Here is a 17,215-nt window from a genome sequence, read left to right as displayed (position 1 = left end):
CTCACGCATGCTTTCCGGCATCAAAAACTGCTGGTCACGATTCACCGGCCGATATCCCTTAGCCACCCAGCAAGTCTCATCGACCACCGACCCCCATCCAGGCAGGACATGCCGATGCTCGCCTTCTTACCGATTTTGCAACAGCCCGAATCCAGGAAAACCACGACCCTGGACGCAATCTCAACGGCCCGTCCCGCCAGCAGGGCGCGCCCACCCGGCGCGAAAGGCCGACTTTTCCCAAACCCGGGCGGACCCCGCTCTGGTAGTGTTCACCGTTATTGACTAGCGCGGCAATAACCGGGGGACCAGCGGAAAGTGAGTTCGTGCAAGGTTTTGCCGGAAAAGTTTGCGTTGTCACCGGCGCCGGTTCGGGCATCGGCCAGGCTCTGGCCATCGGATTGGGGCGCTCGGGTGCGAGCCTGGCTATCAGCGACATCGACCTGGGCGGGCTGGCCCGGACCACGGACCAACTCAAAGCCATCGGCGTCCCGGTCAAGGCCGATCGCCTCGACGTCTCCGAACGCGAAGCGTTCATCGCCTACGCCGAGCAGGTGAGCAGCCATTTCGGCAAGGTCAACCAGGTCTACAACAACGCCGGCATTTCGTTCACCGGCGACATCGAGATCAGCAAGTTCAAAGACATCGAACGGGTGATGGACGTCGACTTCTGGGGCGTCGTCAACGGCACCAAGACGTTCCTGCCGCACCTGATCGCCTCCGGCAACGGCCATGTCATCAACGTCTCGAGTGTCTTCGGGCTGCTGTCGATACCCGGCGGCGCCGCCTACAATTCGGCGAAGTTCGCTGTCCGCGGTTTCAGCGAAGCACTGCATCAGGAGATGGCGCGGGCCGGGCATCCGGTGAAAGTCACCACCGTGCATCCCGGCGGCGTGAAAACCGCGCTCGTGCGCAACATGACCGTGGCAGAGGGCCTCGAAATCGACGATCTGGTGAAGGCTTTCGACAAACAGCTGGTGTCCACCTCGCCGCAGAAAGCGGCGCGGGTGATCCTCGACGGGGTACGCAAGAACCGGACCCGGGTGCTGATCGGACCCGACGCCAAGGTGCTCGACCTGATGGTGCGCGTCGTCGGACCCAGCTATCAGCGGCTGACCCCGACGGTTTTGGACCGGTTCTTGCCGCAGACCCGCTGAGCATCAGGGCCCGGCAGCGCTAGCGAAATCCGGGACTACCCGCGCGAGGGGGTACCGCCGGTACCGGCTAACCTGACAACCACTGTCACGACACCAGAAAGTGGGCGTCATGCAAGGGTTTGCCGGAAAAGTCGCGGTCGTCACCGGCGCGGGTTCGGGGATCGGCCAGGCGCTAGCCGTGGAACTGGCCCGCTCCGGCGCCAGCCTGGCCATCAGCGACGTCGACCTGGAAGGGCTGGCCGAGACCGAGAAGCGGCTCAAGGCGATCGGCGCGCAGGTGAAGACCGACCGCCTCGACGTCACCGAGCGCGAGGTCGTCCTCGCCTACGCCGACCAGGTCAAGGACCACTTCGGCAAGGTCAACCAGATCTACAACAACGCCGGCATCGCGTTCACCGGCGACGTCGAGATCAGCCAGTTCAAAGACATCGAACGGGTGATGGACGTCGACTTCTGGGGTGTCGTCAACGGCACCAAGGCGTTCCTGCCGCATCTGATCGCCTCCGGCGACGGCCACGTGATCAACGTGTCCAGCCTGTTCGGATTGTTGGCGGTGGGCGGCCAGTCCGCCTACAACGCGGCCAAGTTTGCCGTGCGTGGCTTCACCGAAGCGCTGCGACAGGAGATGGTGGTGGCCGGGCACCCGGTGAAGGTGACGACGGTGCACCCGGGCGGGATCAAGACCGGCATCGCCCGCAACATGACCGCCGCCGAGGGGCTCGACGTCGACAAACTGGCCCGCACCTTCGACCAGAAGTTGGCGTCCACGACGCCGGAGAAGGCCGCGCAGGTCATCTTGGACGGTGTCCGCAAGAACCACGCCCGGGTGCTGATCGGCAACGACGCCAAGGTGCTCGACCTGCTGGTCCGTCTCACCGGATCCGGATATATGCGGCTGGTTCCCCCGGTGCTGGGCCGAGTGATGCCAGGCATGCGCTGACGGGTACCACCCGCGCACGCCGGCGGGCAATCGGCGTCAGCGGCCCAGCGGGTGTTCGGCCAGCCAGCCGTCCACCACGGCTTGCGGAGCGGCGCCGGCGGCGACCTGCCTGCGCATGTCCACCAGCGCCGCGGTGTCCAGCACACCGGCCACCTCGTTGATGGCCAGCAGCTGCCGCTCGGCCAGCTCATTGCGCCGGTAGATCGGCACCACGTTCTCCGCCTGCACCAGTGCCGGGTCGCGATCGGCCAGCACCACCAGGTCAGCAGGCGTGTCAGGCGCTGCGGTGCTGGTCCAGGCCGCGGTCAGCCGGCCCGCCCGCAGCGCGGTGAACAACGCCGCCGTGTCGGGGAACTCTCGCACCGCCGGCATCCGGCACCGCCCCACCGACGCGGGGGTCGCCGCGCCCCGCAACGCCCCGACGATCAGTCCGTCGCAGTGCGCGGGCAATGTTCGCAGATCGGAGCTGCCCCAGGCGTCGGCGGTGGCCGTGGTGATCGCCAGGGCGGGTTTGTCCTCGGCGGCGGTGGCGTAGTCACCGGCCGCGATCCCTTCCGGGAGGACACCGACCATGGCGCGGTAGACCTGCTTGTCGGATCGCTCGCCGGCGTGCGGGGCGAGGTCTTGCAGCAGCCGGCCGGTCAGTGCGGGGACGACGGTCACCAATCCCGAGTCCAACGTCGCCACCGGATCCGCCACGGTTTCCACGTGCGCGGCGACCCCTGACCCGCGCAGCGCACCCGCGTACAGATGCGCCAGCAACACCGATTCCGGAGCGTTCGTCGTCCCCACCGCCACCGACGGCGGCGCGGAGGGCCCAGCGCAGCCGGCGGCCAGCAGGATCAGCGGCGCCAGCAGCGCCTTTGCCCGCCGGCGCAGCTTAGACGGCACCTGCCGGATCCTGCGACGCCGCGGCAACGGCCGCCGCGACCGCCGGCCCGACCCGCGGGTCCAGCGGGCTGGGAACGATGTGGTCCACGGACAGCTCCTCGCCGGCCACCGAGAAGATGGCCTCCGCGGCGGCAACCTTCATCCGCTCGGTGATGCGTCGGGCGCCGGCGTCCAGCGCACCACGGAAGACGCCCGGGAACGCCAGCACATTGTTGATCTGGTTGGGGAAGTCGCTGCGCCCGGTCGCGACGACGGCCGCGTACTTCTTGGCCAGGTCGGGGTGGATCTCCGGGATCGGGTTCGACAACGCGAACACGATGGCGTTCGGCGCCATCGAGGCGATGATGTCCTCGGGCACGATGCCGGCCGAGACCCCGAGAAAGACGTCGGCCCCGTCGAGTGCCTGGGCCAGTCCCCCGGTGCGTCCCGACGGGTTGGTGCGGGTCGCCAGCTCAGCCTTGAAGCTATTGAGGTCGTCGCGTCCGGTGTGCACGATTCCCTTCGAGTCCAGCACGGTGATGTCGCTGATCCCGGCAGCCAACAGGATGTTGGTGCAGGCCACACCGGCCGCTCCGGCACCGGAGACCACGACGCGCAGCCCGGCCATGTCGCGGTTGAGCACCGTGGTGGCGCCGCGCAGCGCGGCGAGCACCACGATCGCGGTGCCGTGCTGGTCGTCGTGCATGACCGGGCAGTCCAGCGCCTCGATCACCCGACGCTCGATCTCGAAACAGCGCGGCGCGGAGATGTCCTCCAGGTTGACCGCCCCGAAGGTCGGACGCAACCGGACCAGGGTCTCGACGATCTCGTCGGGGTCCTTGGTGTCCAGCACGATCGGGATGGAGTCCAGCCCGCCGAAGGTCTTGAACAGCGCGCTCTTGCCCTCCATCACCGGCAGCGACGCCGCCGGGCCGATGTCCCCGAGGCCCAGCACCGCACTGCCGTCGCTGACCACGGCGACCAACCGGTTCGCCCAGGTGTAGCGGGCGGCCAGCGTCACGTCAGCGGCGATCGCCCGGCTGACCTGAGCCACCCCCGGGGTGTAGGCGATGGACAGGGCACGTTGGGTGTCCAATGGCGATTTCAGTTCGATGGACAACTTCCCGCCGAGGTGAGCGGAGAAGATCTCCTCGTCGCCGATAACCAGATGCGCGAACGGCTGCGTTTCTGCCACCGCGTCAGGGTACTTCACGACGCGTGGCACGGCGACGGCTGTGTGGCCCGCAAGGACCGAGATCAGCCGTACTGGCGAGTAGCATTTGGGCGTCAGTGATTGGAGTTTCACGGCTGACGGACCCGAGGGAGGAATGATGCCGTCGTTTCTTTCGCGCCAACCGTCGTTGCGCGGCATCACCCGTGCACCGGCACCACCCGTTGCGCCCGGCCCGGTATCCGTCGAACGGGCCATGGTGGATTGCGGCGTCTACGTCGACGGAGTTCGACTGCCCGGCAAGTTCTCCCATTCGGAAGCACTGGCCAAGGTCCGTGACGTCGAAAAGACGCAGCAGAACGCGTTCGTCTGGATCGGCCTACACGAACCCGACGAAGCTCAAATGCAAGGTGTGGCAGATGTTTTCGGCCTGCATGCGCTGGCGGTGGAAGATGCCGTGCACGCCCACCAGCGCCCCAAGCTCGAGCGTTACGACGAAACCTTGTTCCTGGTCCTCAAAACCGTCAACTACGTGGCGCACGACTCGCTGGTGCTCGCCCGCGAGATAGTCGAAACCGGCGAGATCATGGTCTTCGTCGGCAGGGATTTCGTCGTCACGGTCCGCCACGGCGAACACGGCCGACTTTCCGAGGTGCGCAAGCGCATGGACGCCGACCCGGGACAGATGCGGCTGGGGCCGTACGCGGTGATGCACGCCATCGCCGACCATGTGGTGGACCACTACCGCGAAGTGACCAACCTGATGGAAGACGACCTCGACACGATCGAGGAGGTGGCGTTCACGCCGGGCCGACGCACCGACGTCGAACCGATCTATCAGATCAAGCGTGAAGTCGTCGAGTTGCGCCGCGCCGTCAACCCGCTGTCGGTTCCGTTTCAGCGGATGCAGACCGACCACAAGGACCTGATCTCCAAGGAAGTGCGGCGCTACATGCGGGACGTCGCCGACCACCAGGCCCAGGCCGCCGACCAGATCGCGGGCTACGACGAGATGCTCAGCTCACTGGTGCAGGCTGCGCTGGCCCGCGTCGGGATGCAGCAGAACACCGATATGCGCAAGATGTCGGCCTGGGCCGGCATCATCGCCGTGCCCACCATGATCGCGGGTATCTACGGCATGAACTTCGACTGGATGCCGATCCTGCACTACACCTGGGGCTACCCGGTGGTCCTCGCCGTGATGGGAATGATCTGTCTGGCCCTGGGTCGCACGTTCCGCCGCAACGGCTGGCTCTAGGTGCGCTGAGCTCTTACCGCGAGCAGACGCCAATGTTGCCCTTTTAGGGTCAAAATGGGCACATTCGCGTCTGCTCGCGCAAATGGGCCCAACACCCGCGGTCAAATTCTCATCCTCCACCACGGGGCGAAGCCCCCTGGATAGCTGCGCGCGCAGCTAAGTCAGCGGGCGGGGTTCAGCACGTCGACACCGTCGGCCTGCCAGGTTTCCCGCATGGTCTCAGCACCTTTGAGCCGCACCCACGCCGCCTCGGTCGCGGTGATCGGCGTCGCCGCCAGAAACCGCACCGGCTCTCGCGGCGGCTCCAGTACGACTTCGTCGATTCCGCTGTCCCCCAACAGCACCGCCGTGAACCGCACCGGCCCGCCGGCCCGCGTCCATAGCGGCGCGGACAGGTCGATCAATGCGTCCTCGGTGAGCACCACACCCTCCACCGCCGGTGCGGCGGCCAACACCGCCAGGGTGCGCGCCAGCCCGGACACCTCACCGGGATCACGCAGTCGCAGCACGATTTCAGCGCGTGGTCCGCGCAGCGGGTCGGCGACGATCTCGGCCGGGTCGGTCATCGGATGCCGAGAACAACCCAGCGACACGTAATGCACGACCTGGTCGGGCCCGGGGCCGAACCGCAGCACCTCGATCGGTTCGCTGCCCAGGAACGTCACGCTCGCCGAGGCAGGGTCGGCGTCGATTCCGCTGCCCGCGAAGTGGTTACGCAGATGCTCGCGCACCTTGGCCAGATCGCTGCTCACTTGGCATCGTCCGCCGGCGCCACGGTCAGGTTGACACCGGACTCGGCGTCGAAGATCGCGAGTTTGCTGGTGTCGACCGCCAATTCGATGGGCTGACCTTTGACCGCCTTGGACTCGGCGGCGACTCTGGCCACCAACTCGGCGCGGCCCGGCCCGGGTTCCCCGTCCAACTCGCTGAAGTACACATACTTGTCTGCGCCGACCGATTCGACCAGGTCGACGGTCACCGTGAAGGTCAGTGCCGTGGCGCGCTGCCGGGCGTCGAGCAGCGCGGCGTCGCCGAAATGTTCGGGACGCAGCCCGACAACGACGCCCGACGGCGACGGATGCCGGCTCAGCGCATCGCGGACCGGTTGCTCCAGCGTGACCTCACCGAACGGTAGCCGCGCGCCCGTGGGCGTCAGCGTGGCCGGAAAGAAGTTCATCGCCGGCGAGCCGATGAAGCCGGCGACGAACTGGTTGGCGGGCCGCTCGTAGAGTTCGTCCGGGGTGCCGATCTGTTGTGCCACACCGCCATGCATCACCACCACCCGGTCACCGAGCGTCATCGCCTCGGTCTGGTCGTGGGTCACGTAGACGGTGGTGGTCCCCAGCCGTCGTTGTAGCCGGGCGATCTCGCCACGCATCTGTACCCGGAGTTTGGCATCCAGGTTGGACAACGGCTCATCCATCAGAAATGCCTTGGGACGGCGCACGATCGCGCGCCCCATCGCCACCCGCTGACGTTGGCCACCGGAGAGCTGGGACGGCTTTCGGTCGAGAAGTCCGGTCAGGTCGAGGATTTTCGCCACTTCCGCGACCTTTTCCGCGATCTGGGCCTTCTTCATCTTCTTCAGGGTCAGCGGGAACGCGATGTTCTGCCGGACTGTCATGTGCGGGTAGAGGGCGTAGGACTGGAACACCATGGCGATGTCACGGTCTTTGGGGGCCTTCTCGTTGACCCGCTCACCACCGATACGCAACTCGCCCGAGGAGATGTCTTCCAGTCCGGCAATCATATTCAGGGTCGTCGACTTGCCGCAGCCCGACGGCCCGACCAGGATCAGGAACTCGCCGTCGACGATGGTCAGCGACAGCTCCTGCACGGCCTGGGCGCCGTCGGGATAACTCTTGGTCACCCGATCCAACACAATCTCGGCCATCGCGCTATCCCTTCACCGCGCCGGAGGTCAACCCCGCGACAATGCGTCGCTGGAAGATTAGAACAAACACGATGATCGGGACCGTGATCACCATGGCGCCGGCGGCGATCGACCCGGTCGGCTCTTCGAATTGCGAACTGCCGGTGAAGTTGGCGATCGCCACCGGCGCGGTGATCGCCGACTCGGTGGCGGTCAGCGACAATGCCAGCAGCAGGTCGTTCCAGGCGAAGATGAACACCAGGATGGCCGCGGTGACCACGCCGGGGGCGGCCAGCGGGGCGATCACCCTGCGAAACGCCTGCGCCGGGGTGGCGCCGTCCATCTTGGCCGCCTTCTCCAGGTCCCAGGGAATCTCGGAGAAGAACGCAGACAAGGTGTAGATCGCCAGCGGCAAGGCGAAGGTGATGTACGGGATGATCAATCCCAGCCAGGTGTCGAACAACCCGATGTGGCGTTCGATGTTGAACAACGGTGTGACCAGCGATATTTGCGGGAACATCGCGACCAGCAGGGCGGCTCCGACCAGCAGTCGCCGGCCGGGAAAGTCCAGTCGTGCCACCGCGTAGGCCGCCATCGCGCCGATCACCACCGCAACCACGGTGGTGATCAGCCCGATCCCCAGCGAGTTGAGCAGCGCCGAGGTGAAGAAGCCGCCGGAGAAGATGCCGCGATAGTTGTCGAAGGTGATCGACGACGGAATCAGCTTGCCGTCCTTCACCGTTGCCGTCGGCTTGAGCGACAGGGACAGAATCCACAGCACAGGGAACACCGCGTAGAGGACCACCAGCGTGTTGACGATCACCCAGCCTGCGCCGCTGCGCAGCCGAGTCCGCCCCCGCTCAGTCATCGCGCTCCGATCCGGGCGCCGCGGCACCGAACACCTTGATGAACACGACCGCGATCAGCACCACGCAGATGAAGATCAGCACCGAGATCGCTGATCCCAGGCCCACACTGAAGCCTTTGAAGAGGTTGTCATAGCCCAGCACCGACACCGAGCCGGTGTTGTTGGATCCCTTGGTGAGGACGTAGATGTTGTCGAAGATCCGGAATGCGTCCAGGGTGCGGAACAGCAACGCGACCAGGATCGCCGGTTTGATCAGCGGCAGGATGATCTGGGTCAACCGCCGCCAGGCGCCGGCGCCGTCGACCTGTGCGGCCCGCAGCAGATCGTCGGGCACCAGCGCCAGCCCGGCCAACAGCAGCAACGCCATGAACGGCGTCGTCTTCCACACCTCGGCGAGGATCACGATCGCCAACGACGGGACCTGTGCGGTCAGCGGCGCGCTGCCCTGCGGCAGCAGGTCGGCCAGATATCCGGTTCCCGGAGTCCAGGCGTAGTACCAGCTGTAGGCGGCGGCGACGGTGACGATGCCGTACGGGATCAGCACGGCGGTGCGCACGATGCCTCTGGTGAATACGGTCCGGTGCATGACCAGCGCCAGCGCCATGCCCAGCACCAGTTCGATGGCCACCGACACGGCGGTGAGCGCCGCGGTCACCGACAGCGCGGTCCACCAGTACCCGTCGGTCAAGGTCGTGACGTAGTTGTCCAGGCCGACGAACACGGTGTCATCGGGGGTGGCCAGGTTGTAGCGCTGCAGGCTCAGCCACACCGCGTAGCCGATCGGATACGCGGTCACCGCCACCATCAGCAGGACGGCCGGGGTGACCAGCAGCAACGCGAGGCGCCGTTGCGACCCGCGATCGGCGGAGGAGCTCACGGCAGAAGCCCCTTGCCGTCGATCGCCTTTTGCACCTGAACGGTGAGGTCGTCGGCGGTCTTGTCCGGGTCGATGGCGCTGATCGGGGCCAGCGTCGCCGCCATCCGGGTGGATACCGCCTGATAGATCGGCGTCGCCGGCCGCACCGCGGCATTGCTGAGCTGGTCGCGGATGATGGCGTGCTGGGGGTAGCGGGCCTGGAACTGCGGGTCGTCATACAGCGAGGAGCGAACCGCGGGCAGTCCCCCTTCCAGCGACAGGTACTTCTGGTTCTGCGGGTCGCGCAGGCAGCGGATGGCTTCGAAGGCCTCGGCGCGGTGCCGGGACGTCTTGGCCACCGCCAGGTTCAATCCGCCGATGGTCACCTTGGCGGGCGTGCCGGCCTGCACCCGGGGGTAGGGCGCGAAGCCGAACACCGTTTTGGCCGCGTCGTAGGCGATGCCGAACTGGTCGCTGGTGGGCGCGAAGGCTCCGGCGCGGTTGAGGCTGCCGGCCAGCTCCGGCCGGCGGTTGAGCGGCAGGAAGGCCACCCCGCCCTTGACCGCGTTTTCCAGCAGCGACGCCAGCACGTAGGGCCAGTTCACCTCGAGTGCGGCTTTGCCCTGTTCGAACGCCAGTCGGGCGGTGCCTTCGTCGGTCTGGGTGATCGACGGGTCGGCGCCGGGTGCGGTGGCCACCGATTTGAGGACCTGCAGCGCCGTGACGGTGGCCGCCCGATGCTCGGGGGTGTCGGTCAGCGTGACGGTCTTCGCGTCGTCGGCCAGCACTTGACCGCCGGCGCTGGTCAGCAGCGTGTTGAACCACACCACCAGGCCCTCGCCGCGGCTGGCCTGCACCGCGATCCAGCTGGGGGCGCCGGTGGCGTGCAACCGGGCCGCCTCGGCGACCATCCCGGCCCAGGTGGACGGCGGGCTGTCCATCAGATCCGCCCGGTACCAGAGCAGCTGGGTGTTGGTGGAGAGCGGCGCGGCGTACAGGGTGTCGCGCCATTCGGCGGTGGCGAGCGGGCCCGGCAGGGTGTCGGCCAGTGCGTCGGCGTGGGCACGGCCGGCCGGGTCGTCGGACAGCGGCAGCACCCAACCGGCCTCGGCGAACTCCGCAGTCCACACCACGTCCATCGCCATCACGTCCAGGGTGCGGTCGTTGCCGGTGAGCCGACGGGCCAGCTGCAGCCGCTGGTCGTCGGCGGAGCGGGGCAGGCTGACCTGCCGGATGCTGAACCGGTCCGTGGGCCGGGCACTGAACTGATCCGAGCAGCGTTTGGCGATCGCGGCGAACGTCGACGCGTCGGTGGCCGGTGTGTACAGGCTGATCACCACACCGGCGTTGGCCGATCCGCAGGCCGATACCGCCGAGCCGATCAGCAGCGACGCCAGCAGCAGCACGCCCAGCCGTCGTGCGTACCCGCGGCGACCCGCCACGACACCCGCCTCTCGATCGGATTGTTTCGCGCCCGCACCGTAGAGGCCCGACCGCACGGTCTGCAACACGCTCGTCGCTCCCGCGTCAGATCGTCAGGTGCGCCAGCAGATCCCGAGCCTTCTCCGCATTCTGCGGATCGCACAGCACGTCGTAGCGGCCCGCCACCAGTTGCATGGTCGAACTGAAGTCCCTGGTGCCGCGCGCCATCGCATACGGGATCGCCGAGGTGATCAGCCCGAAGAACACGCCGGCGACCAGACCGGTGGCCAGGGCCGGCCCCAGATGCGGGCTGAAGAAGCCCAGCACCAGGCCGATGAACAAACCCAGCCAGGCGCCGCTCAAGACACCCCCGCCGAGCACCTTGGGCCAGCTCAGCCGGCCGGTGACCCGTTCCACCTGCATCAGGTCGACGCCGACGATGGTGACCTGCTCGACCGGGAACTCCTGGTCGGACAGGTAGTCGACGGCGCGCTGCGCCTCCACGTAGGTGGGATACGACCCGATGGGCCAGCCTTTCGGCGGGGTGGGTAACCGGGCCGGCCCGCCGCGACCCGACGCCGGGCCGGGTGATTGTCCGGGCTGGAATGAGCTGGTCATCACTACCTCTCTCTCCATCGGACAGGCTAACGATCCGGCCGCGATGCGGCCACACGGCGGTCAGACCTACGGTGGTCGCATGACCGACACGCCCGAGCAGCCGTACGACCTGACGCGACCGTCCGATGGCTTCGCGCCGATCGACTACCCCGACGACGTGTCTCCGCCGGTTCCGGGGTACCCGCCGCTGCCCCCGCCCTACCCGCCGGTCGCATCGCCGTTCTCGGCGGCGGGCCCACCCGGGTATCCGCCGCCGGCCGGCCCCCCGCCCTACCCCCCGCCTTACCCACAGCCGGGCTATCCGCAGCCGGGCTTCACGGGCGGACCGCCGGCATACCCGGGGTACCCCGGCGGCTACGACCCCTACCTTGCCGGGCGCCCCCCGGGCACCAACGGCATGGCCATCGCGTCGCTGGTGTGTTCACTGGGCGGTCTGTTCTTCTGCGGCGTTCCCTCGATCGTCGGGTTGATCTTGGGGATCGTCGCCATCGGCCAATGCAAGAGAACCGGTCAGGAGGGCTACGGGATGGCGCTGACCGGTGTCATCATCGGCGCGGTGATCACCGTGCTGGCGCTGATCCTGTTGGTGTTCTGGATCATCGGGGTCATCGTCGCCACCAACGGCGCGACGGTGGGCTAGCTGGGCGGCACAAACCGGGCGGCCTGCCGCGACATGCCCGCGGCGCGGCCCTTGGCGGCGATCACCAGTGCCATCTTGCGGCTGGCTTCGTCGATCATCTCGTCGCCGAGCATCACCGCGCCACGGGCCCCGCCCGCAGCCGAGGTGTGCCACTCGTAGGCCTCCAGGATCAGCTCGGCGTGGTCGTATTCGGCCTGGCGTGGGCTGAAGATCTCGTTACCGGCCGCGATCTGATCGGGATGCAGCACCCACTTGCCGTCGTAGCCCAACGCCGCCGAGCGCCCGGCGACCCGCCGGAACGCGTCCACGTCGCGGACCTTGAGGTAGGGCCCGTCGATGGCGGCGACGCCATGTGCGCGGGCGGCGATCAGGATCGTCATGAGCACGTGGTGATAGGCGTCGCCCTCGGTGTATCCCTCGGGTTGTTCGCCCACCACCAGGGTGCGCATGTTCAAGCTGGCCATCAGGTCGGCGGGCCCCAGCACCAGCGCCTGCACCCGGGGTGCCGCGGCGATGGCGTCAATGTTCGTCAGGCCCCGCGCATCCTCGATCTGCGCGTCGATGCCGATCCTGCCGACCGGCAGCCCGTGAACGGTCTCCACCTGGGTCAGCAGCAGGTCAAGCGCGTGGATGTGGGCGGCCTCGGTGACCTTGGGCAGCACCACCACATCCAGCTCGGCGCCGGCGGCACCGACCGCCGAGACCACCTCGATCACGTCGGCGTGCGTCCATGGCGTCGTCCAGTCGTTGACCCGGACCCCGCGCAGCTGCCCGGCCCAGCCCGGCCCCGCCAGCGCGGCCGCCACCTGCGTGCGGGCCGCCTGCTTGGCCTCCGGGGCCACCGCATCCTCCAGATCGAGGAACACCTCGTCGGCGGGCAGCGCCTTGGCCTTGTCGATCATCTTCTGGCTGCTGCCGGGCACCGAGAGGCAGGTGCGCCGGGGGCGATACGCGTTGTCCACCCAATCACTCCTACCGTTCCCGGTCTGGTTCCCGCGCGGCGGGGTCCGGTCCGCCGGACCGCCGCGGACCGACCACTGCGTCATCTCCGGGCTCGGCAGCTTCTAGTCTGTGCATCATGGCGTCGATCAACAGGGTGTATACGGCGCGGCTGGCGCGGATGCTGGTGCTGGGACCGATCGGCGAGTCCGTCGGGCGCGTCCGCGACGTGGTGATCAGCATCAGCATCGTGCGCCAGCAACCCCGGGTGCTGGGCCTGGTGATCGAACTGCCCACCCGGCGCAGAATCTTCGTGCCCATCCTGAGGGTCGCGGCGATCGAACCCAACGCGGTCACCCTCAACACCACCAACGTCTCGCTGGCGAAGTTCGCCCAGCGGCCCGGCGAGGTACTGGCGCTGGGCCAGGTGCTCGACACCAGGGTGCGGGTCAACGATCCCGAGCTGCCGCAGCTGGCCGGCACCGACGTGGTGATCACCGATTTGGGTATCGAGCAGACCCGCTCACGCGACTGGATGGTGACCCGGGTCGCGGTCCGCAAACCCGGGCGGCTCGGACGGCGCAGCGAAATCCACGTCGTGGACTGGCATGACGTGGTCGGCCTGACGCCGTCGGCGCTGGCCATGCCCGACCAGGGGGTGGCGCAACTGCTGCAACAGTTCGAGGGGATGCGGCCCATCGAAGTCGCCGACGCGATCCGCGAGCTGCCGCCCAAGCGCCGCTACGAGGTGGTCAAGGCGCTGGACGACGCCCGGCTCGCCGACATCCTTCAGGAGCTGCCGGAGGAGCGTCAGGCCGACGTGTTGGGCCAGCTGGGCACCGACCGCGCGGCCGACGTGCTCGGCGAGATGGATCCCGACGACGCCGCCGACCTGCTCGGGGTGCTCAACCCGCGCGACGCCGAGCTGCTGCTGGCCCGGATGGATCCCGACGAGTCCGATCCGGTGCGTCGACTGCTGTCCCACTCCCCCGATACCGCGGGTGGTCTGATGACGCCGAACCCGGTGGTGTTGACCCCCGATACGGCGGTGGCCGAGGCGCTGGCCCGCGTCCGCGATCCCGACCTGACTCCGGCGCTGTCCTCGCTGGTGTTCGTGACGCGGTCCCCGACGGCCACCCCCACCGGCCAGTACCTGGGTTGCGTGGCGCTGCAGCGCCTGCTGCGCGAGCCGCCGGCCTCGCTGGTGGGCGGGATCGTCGACTCCGACCTGCCCAGCCTGACCCCGGAGACCTCGCTGGGGGCGCTGGCCCGCTACTTCGCGGCCTACAACCTGGTGTGCGGGCCGGTCCTCGACGAACAGAACCACCTGCTGGGCGCGGTCACGGTGGACGACGTGCTCGACCACCTGCTGCCGCACGACTGGCGGGAAAGCATCGAGGAACCCGAGCTCGACGGCGCCGGGAGCGCGTCGTGACCAATCCGGCACCGCGGCAGCGGCTTTCCACACCACGCACCTCCCGGCTGCCCAAACCCCGCGTCGACGTCGAGCTGCTCGGCCAGCTCACCGAATCCGTTGCGCGCTTCTTCGGTACCGGTCGCTACCTGGCCATCCAAACCGTGGTGGTGGTGGTGTGGATTGCGGTGAACATCTACGCCGTCAGCGTGCGCTGGGACCCCTACCCGTTCATCCTGCTCAACCTGGCGTTCTCCACCCAGGCCGCCTATGCGGCCCCGCTGATCCTGCTGGCCCAGAACCGCCAGGAGAACCGCGACCGGGTCGCCCTGGAGGAAGACCGGCGCCGCGCGACACAGACCAAGGCCGACACCGAGTACCTGGCCCGCGAGCTGGCCGCGCTGCGGCTGGCGATCGGTGAGGTCGCCACCCGCGACTACCTACGCCACGAACTCGAGGATCTGCGTGAGCGGCTGAAGGCGCTGCAACCGGCGAAACCGGACTGGTCCACTGAGCGGGACCAGCAGGTGCCGCACGGCGTCAAACCGAGTTGACTGTGAGCTCGGCGATTGTCACCACTGTGGCCACAACCGTTATGTATGGTGACGTGGTTCACTGCGCTTAGTGAAATGAGGACGGTCGAGTGCGCGAAGGGGGAGCCTTGGGTGTACGCCCAGCGTTCGCCGCGCTACGGCGCCAACTAGGTCGTACGACGCGGACGCCTGCGTTCGGGGTGTTGCTGATCACGCCACTGGTGTTGGCCGGTGCTGTCGGCGGTACGGCGCCGCGGTCCGCGCTGCCGGTCCGGGGAACTGCGGTCACCCCGCTGGCCGCGGTCGAGCCCGTCAACCCGACCGGCCCCTTCGTCGTGGCCGCGCGTCGCGCCCCCGCCAGCTTCCATGTCGCGGCGGCATCCGCCTCCGCCCCGCCGCCGGCTGTGGTGGTCAGTTCCCCTGGCCTGCTGGGGATTCCGCGGACGGCGCTGGCGGCCTACCGCAACGCCGAGCAGCAGATGACCACGGCGGCACCGGATTGCGGGATCAGCTGGAACCTGCTGGCCGGGATCGGACGTATCGAGTCGATGCACGCCAACAACGGATTCACCGACGCGCGCGGCACCGCCGTGCACCCGATCTACGGTCCGGCGCTGGACGGGACGCTGCCCGGCAACGAGGTCATCGTCGCGAACCAGACCCCGACCCGGGTGGTCTATGCCCGCGCCATGGGGCCGATGCAGTTCCTCCCCGGCACCTGGGCGCGCTACGCGTCCGACGGCGACGGTGACGGTCAGGCGGACCCGCAGAATCTGTACGACTCCACCCTGGCAGCCGCCCGCTACCTGTGCAGCGGCGGGCTCAATCTGCGCGACCAGTCGCAGGTGATGTCGGCCATCCTGCGGTACAACAACTCGATGCCCTATGCCCGCAACGTGTTGGGCTGGGCTGCGGCCTACGCCACCGGCGTGGCGCCGATGGACCTGCCCCCGATCACCGGGCCACCCCCGCCGATCGGCGACGCGCACCTCGAGCGCACCGAAGGCCTCGGGCCGAACATGCCGTTCAACGTCGGCCTGCCGTCCACCGACCCGATCGGCCGCATCCCGTTGATCGACCTCGGCGGGTCCACCGGGATGGGTCCCTACCCGGCGTTCCCGCAGCAGGGCTTGCCGCCGCAAGGCTGGCCGCAGCAGGGTTGGCCGCCGCAAGGTTGGCCGCCCAGCCCCAACGGGCTGCTGCCTGCCCCGCCGCCGCGGTCGGCGACCTGCTCGGTGATCTGCATCGAGCCGCAGGCTCCCCCGGCACCGCCGGAGCAGCTCCCGGCGGCGCCGCCGCCGGACCCGATGCCCGCGGCACCGCCGCCGGCGGGTGCCCCGGCGCCTCCCGCGGGTCTGCCGGCGCCGGCCGGCCCGCCGCCCGGCCCAGCCAACTGACCAAAGCCCCTACGGAACGGTTTTCACCGCCGCCTAGACTCGGCGGTGATGTCTGAACCTCGCGATACCGACTCCGATCTGACCACCGCGATCCGCGCCGCGCTGGCCAAAGTAATCGACCCCGAGCTGCGGCGGCCCATCACCGAGCTCGGCATGGTCAAAAGCATCGACGTGGGTGCCGACCGTGCCGTGCACGTCGGGATCTACCTGACGGTGGCCGGCTGCCCGATGAAGGCCGAGATCACCGAGCGCGTCACCCGCGCCGTCGCCGACGTTCCCGGGACCGGCGCGGTCAGCGTCGAGCTGGACGTGATGAGCGACGAGCAGCGCACCGAGCTGCGTAAACGGTTGCGCGGCGACACCGCCGAACCGCTGATCCCGTTCGCCCAGCCGGGCTCCCTGACCAAGGTGTACGCCGTCGCGTCGGGCAAGGGCGGGGTGGGCAAGTCCAGTGTCACGGTCAACCTGGCCGCCGCGCTGGCTGCCCGCGGGATGTCGGTCGGCGTGCTCGACGCCGACATCTACGGGCACTCCATCCCCCGGATGATGGGCACCGGCGAGCGGCCCACCCAGGTCGACACGATGATCCTGCCGCCGATCGCCCACGAGGTGAAGGTCATCTCGATCGCGCAGTTCACCCAGGGCAACACCCCGGTGGTGTGGCGTGGCCCGATGCTGCACCGTGCGCTGCAGCAGTTCTTGGCCGACGTGTTCTGGGGCGATCTGGATGTGCTGCTGCTGGACCTGCCGCCGGGCACCGGCGACATCGCCATCTCGGTGGCCCAGCTGATCCCGGGCGCCGAGATCCTGGTGGTGACCACCCCCCAGCTGGCCGCGGCGGAGGTGGCCGAACGCGCCGGGGCCATCGCCCTGCAAACCCGTCAGCGCATCGCCGGCGTGGTGGAGAACATGTCCGGGCTGCTAATGCCGGATGGGTCCACCCTGCAGGTGTTCGGCGCGGGCGGCGGTGAACAGGTGGCTGAGCGGCTGTCCCGCGCGGTCGGCGCCGAGGTACCGCTGCTGGGCCAGATCCCGCTGGATCCCGAGATGGTCAAGGCCGGCGACGACGGTGTCCCGATCGTGCTGGGCGCGCCGGACAGTCCGGTGGGCAAGGAACTGCACCGGATCGCCGACGCGCTCGCGTCCCGTCGCCGCGGGCTGGCCGGGATGTCGCTGGGCGTGGCACCGACCCCGAAGTAATATCGCGCGCAGCCGCAAGTACCAACCGCGCGAGCAGACGCAAATGTGCTCCAAAACGCCTG

Annotated in this window: 17 protein-coding genes; 8 read left to right on the top strand and 9 right to left on the bottom strand. The window is 68.4% G+C overall.

Annotation, left to right across the window (positions count from 1 at the left end; translation table 11 throughout):
- Positions 1–323: 323 nt before the first annotated feature.
- Positions 324–1,154, top strand: coding sequence for an SDR family NAD(P)-dependent oxidoreductase (locus tag AC5Y36_RS25320; protein WP_500043728.1), 831 nt, complete (start codon positions 324–326; stop codon positions 1,152–1,154).
- 109 nt (positions 1,155–1,263) lie between these two features.
- Positions 1,264–2,094, top strand: coding sequence for an SDR family NAD(P)-dependent oxidoreductase (locus tag AC5Y36_RS25315; RefSeq protein WP_500043727.1), 831 nt, complete (start codon positions 1,264–1,266; stop codon positions 2,092–2,094).
- Between the two features lie 36 nt (positions 2,095–2,130).
- Here AC5Y36_RS25315 and AC5Y36_RS25310 read toward each other — a convergent pair whose 3' ends face one another.
- Entirely contained in the window at positions 2,131–2,985 is an 855-nt protein-coding gene (locus AC5Y36_RS25310) for a glycine betaine ABC transporter substrate-binding protein (RefSeq protein WP_500043726.1), read from the bottom strand.
- A complete protein-coding gene (locus AC5Y36_RS25305; protein ID WP_500043729.1) occupies positions 2,975–4,132 on the bottom strand; it encodes an NAD(P)-dependent malic enzyme in 1,158 nt (385 codons plus the stop codon). The genes AC5Y36_RS25310 and AC5Y36_RS25305 overlap by 11 nt, the downstream gene beginning before the upstream one ends.
- Positions 4,133–4,292: 160 nt before the next feature.
- Here AC5Y36_RS25305 and corA point away from each other — a divergent pair, with 160 nt between their 5' ends.
- Positions 4,293–5,393 carry a magnesium/cobalt transporter CorA gene (gene corA / locus AC5Y36_RS25300; protein WP_500043725.1) on the top strand — a complete coding sequence of 367 codons (1,101 nt, stop codon included), beginning with the start codon at positions 4,293–4,295 and terminating at the stop codon, positions 5,391–5,393.
- A gap of 161 nt (positions 5,394–5,554) precedes the next feature.
- Here corA and AC5Y36_RS25295 read toward each other — a convergent pair whose 3' ends face one another.
- From AC5Y36_RS25295 to AC5Y36_RS25270, 6 genes are all read right to left on the bottom strand, one after another.
- The gene (locus AC5Y36_RS25295) at positions 5,555–6,145 is read right to left on the bottom strand and encodes a suppressor of fused domain protein (protein WP_500043724.1); all 591 of its coding nucleotides are present in this window, start codon (positions 6,143–6,145) and stop codon (positions 5,555–5,557) included.
- Complete coding sequence (locus tag AC5Y36_RS25290; RefSeq protein WP_500043723.1) at positions 6,142–7,287, bottom strand: ABC transporter ATP-binding protein; 1,146 nt, start codon at positions 7,285–7,287, stop codon at positions 6,142–6,144. Before AC5Y36_RS25290 ends, AC5Y36_RS25295 begins: the two co-directional genes overlap by 4 nt.
- A gap of 4 nt (positions 7,288–7,291) precedes the next feature.
- Positions 7,292–8,134 (bottom strand): carbohydrate ABC transporter permease, encoded by an 843-nt coding sequence (locus AC5Y36_RS25285; protein WP_500043722.1) that lies wholly within the window; start codon positions 8,132–8,134, stop codon positions 7,292–7,294.
- Positions 8,127–9,011, bottom strand: a complete 885-nt coding sequence (locus tag AC5Y36_RS25280; protein ID WP_500043721.1) for a carbohydrate ABC transporter permease — start codon at positions 9,009–9,011, stop codon at positions 8,127–8,129. The genes AC5Y36_RS25285 and AC5Y36_RS25280 overlap by 8 nt, the downstream gene beginning before the upstream one ends.
- Positions 9,008–10,432, bottom strand: a complete 1,425-nt coding sequence (locus AC5Y36_RS25275) for an extracellular solute-binding protein (protein ID WP_500043720.1) — start codon at positions 10,430–10,432, stop codon at positions 9,008–9,010. The genes AC5Y36_RS25280 and AC5Y36_RS25275 overlap by 4 nt, the downstream gene beginning before the upstream one ends.
- An 85-nt stretch (positions 10,433–10,517) precedes the next feature.
- Positions 10,518–11,030 carry a YflT domain-containing protein gene (locus AC5Y36_RS25270; protein ID WP_500043719.1) on the bottom strand — a complete coding sequence of 171 codons (513 nt, stop codon included), beginning with the start codon at positions 11,028–11,030 and terminating at the stop codon, positions 10,518–10,520.
- Positions 11,031–11,109: 79 nt separating this feature from the next.
- Between AC5Y36_RS25270 and AC5Y36_RS25265 the strand changes: the two genes are divergently transcribed.
- Positions 11,110–11,670, top strand: coding sequence for a DUF4190 domain-containing protein (locus AC5Y36_RS25265; protein WP_500043718.1), 561 nt, complete (start codon positions 11,110–11,112; stop codon positions 11,668–11,670).
- Here AC5Y36_RS25265 and AC5Y36_RS25260 read toward each other — a convergent pair.
- Positions 11,667–12,632, bottom strand: a complete 966-nt coding sequence (locus AC5Y36_RS25260; RefSeq protein ID WP_500043717.1) for an HpcH/HpaI aldolase/citrate lyase family protein — start codon at positions 12,630–12,632, stop codon at positions 11,667–11,669. The genes AC5Y36_RS25265 and AC5Y36_RS25260 overlap by 4 nt on opposite strands.
- A 116-nt stretch (positions 12,633–12,748) precedes the next feature.
- Here AC5Y36_RS25260 and AC5Y36_RS25255 point away from each other — a divergent pair, with 116 nt between their 5' ends.
- The 4 genes from AC5Y36_RS25255 to AC5Y36_RS25240 all read left to right on the top strand — a co-directional run bounded on the left by AC5Y36_RS25255 (position 12,749) and on the right by AC5Y36_RS25240 (position 17,153).
- Positions 12,749–14,044 carry a magnesium transporter MgtE N-terminal domain-containing protein gene (locus AC5Y36_RS25255; RefSeq protein ID WP_500043716.1) on the top strand — a complete coding sequence of 432 codons (1,296 nt, stop codon included), beginning with the start codon at positions 12,749–12,751 and terminating at the stop codon, positions 14,042–14,044.
- A complete protein-coding gene (locus tag AC5Y36_RS25250) occupies positions 14,041–14,577 on the top strand; it encodes a DUF1003 domain-containing protein (protein WP_500043715.1) in 537 nt (178 codons plus the stop codon). Before AC5Y36_RS25255 ends, AC5Y36_RS25250 begins: the two co-directional genes overlap by 4 nt.
- A gap of 89 nt (positions 14,578–14,666) precedes the next feature.
- Positions 14,667–15,953 carry a lytic transglycosylase domain-containing protein gene (locus AC5Y36_RS25245; RefSeq protein ID WP_500043714.1) on the top strand — a complete coding sequence of 429 codons (1,287 nt, stop codon included), beginning with the start codon at positions 14,667–14,669 and terminating at the stop codon, positions 15,951–15,953.
- 48 nt (positions 15,954–16,001) lie between these two features.
- Positions 16,002–17,153 (top strand): Mrp/NBP35 family ATP-binding protein, encoded by a 1,152-nt coding sequence (locus AC5Y36_RS25240; protein WP_500043713.1) that lies wholly within the window; start codon positions 16,002–16,004, stop codon positions 17,151–17,153.
- Positions 17,154–17,215 lie beyond the last annotated feature (62 nt).

It is taken from the genome of Mycobacterium sp. NGS50, assembly GCF_059812545.1.
The sequence above is the reverse complement of the archived record's forward strand: the minus strand, read 5'-3'. Positions and strand labels throughout refer to the sequence as shown.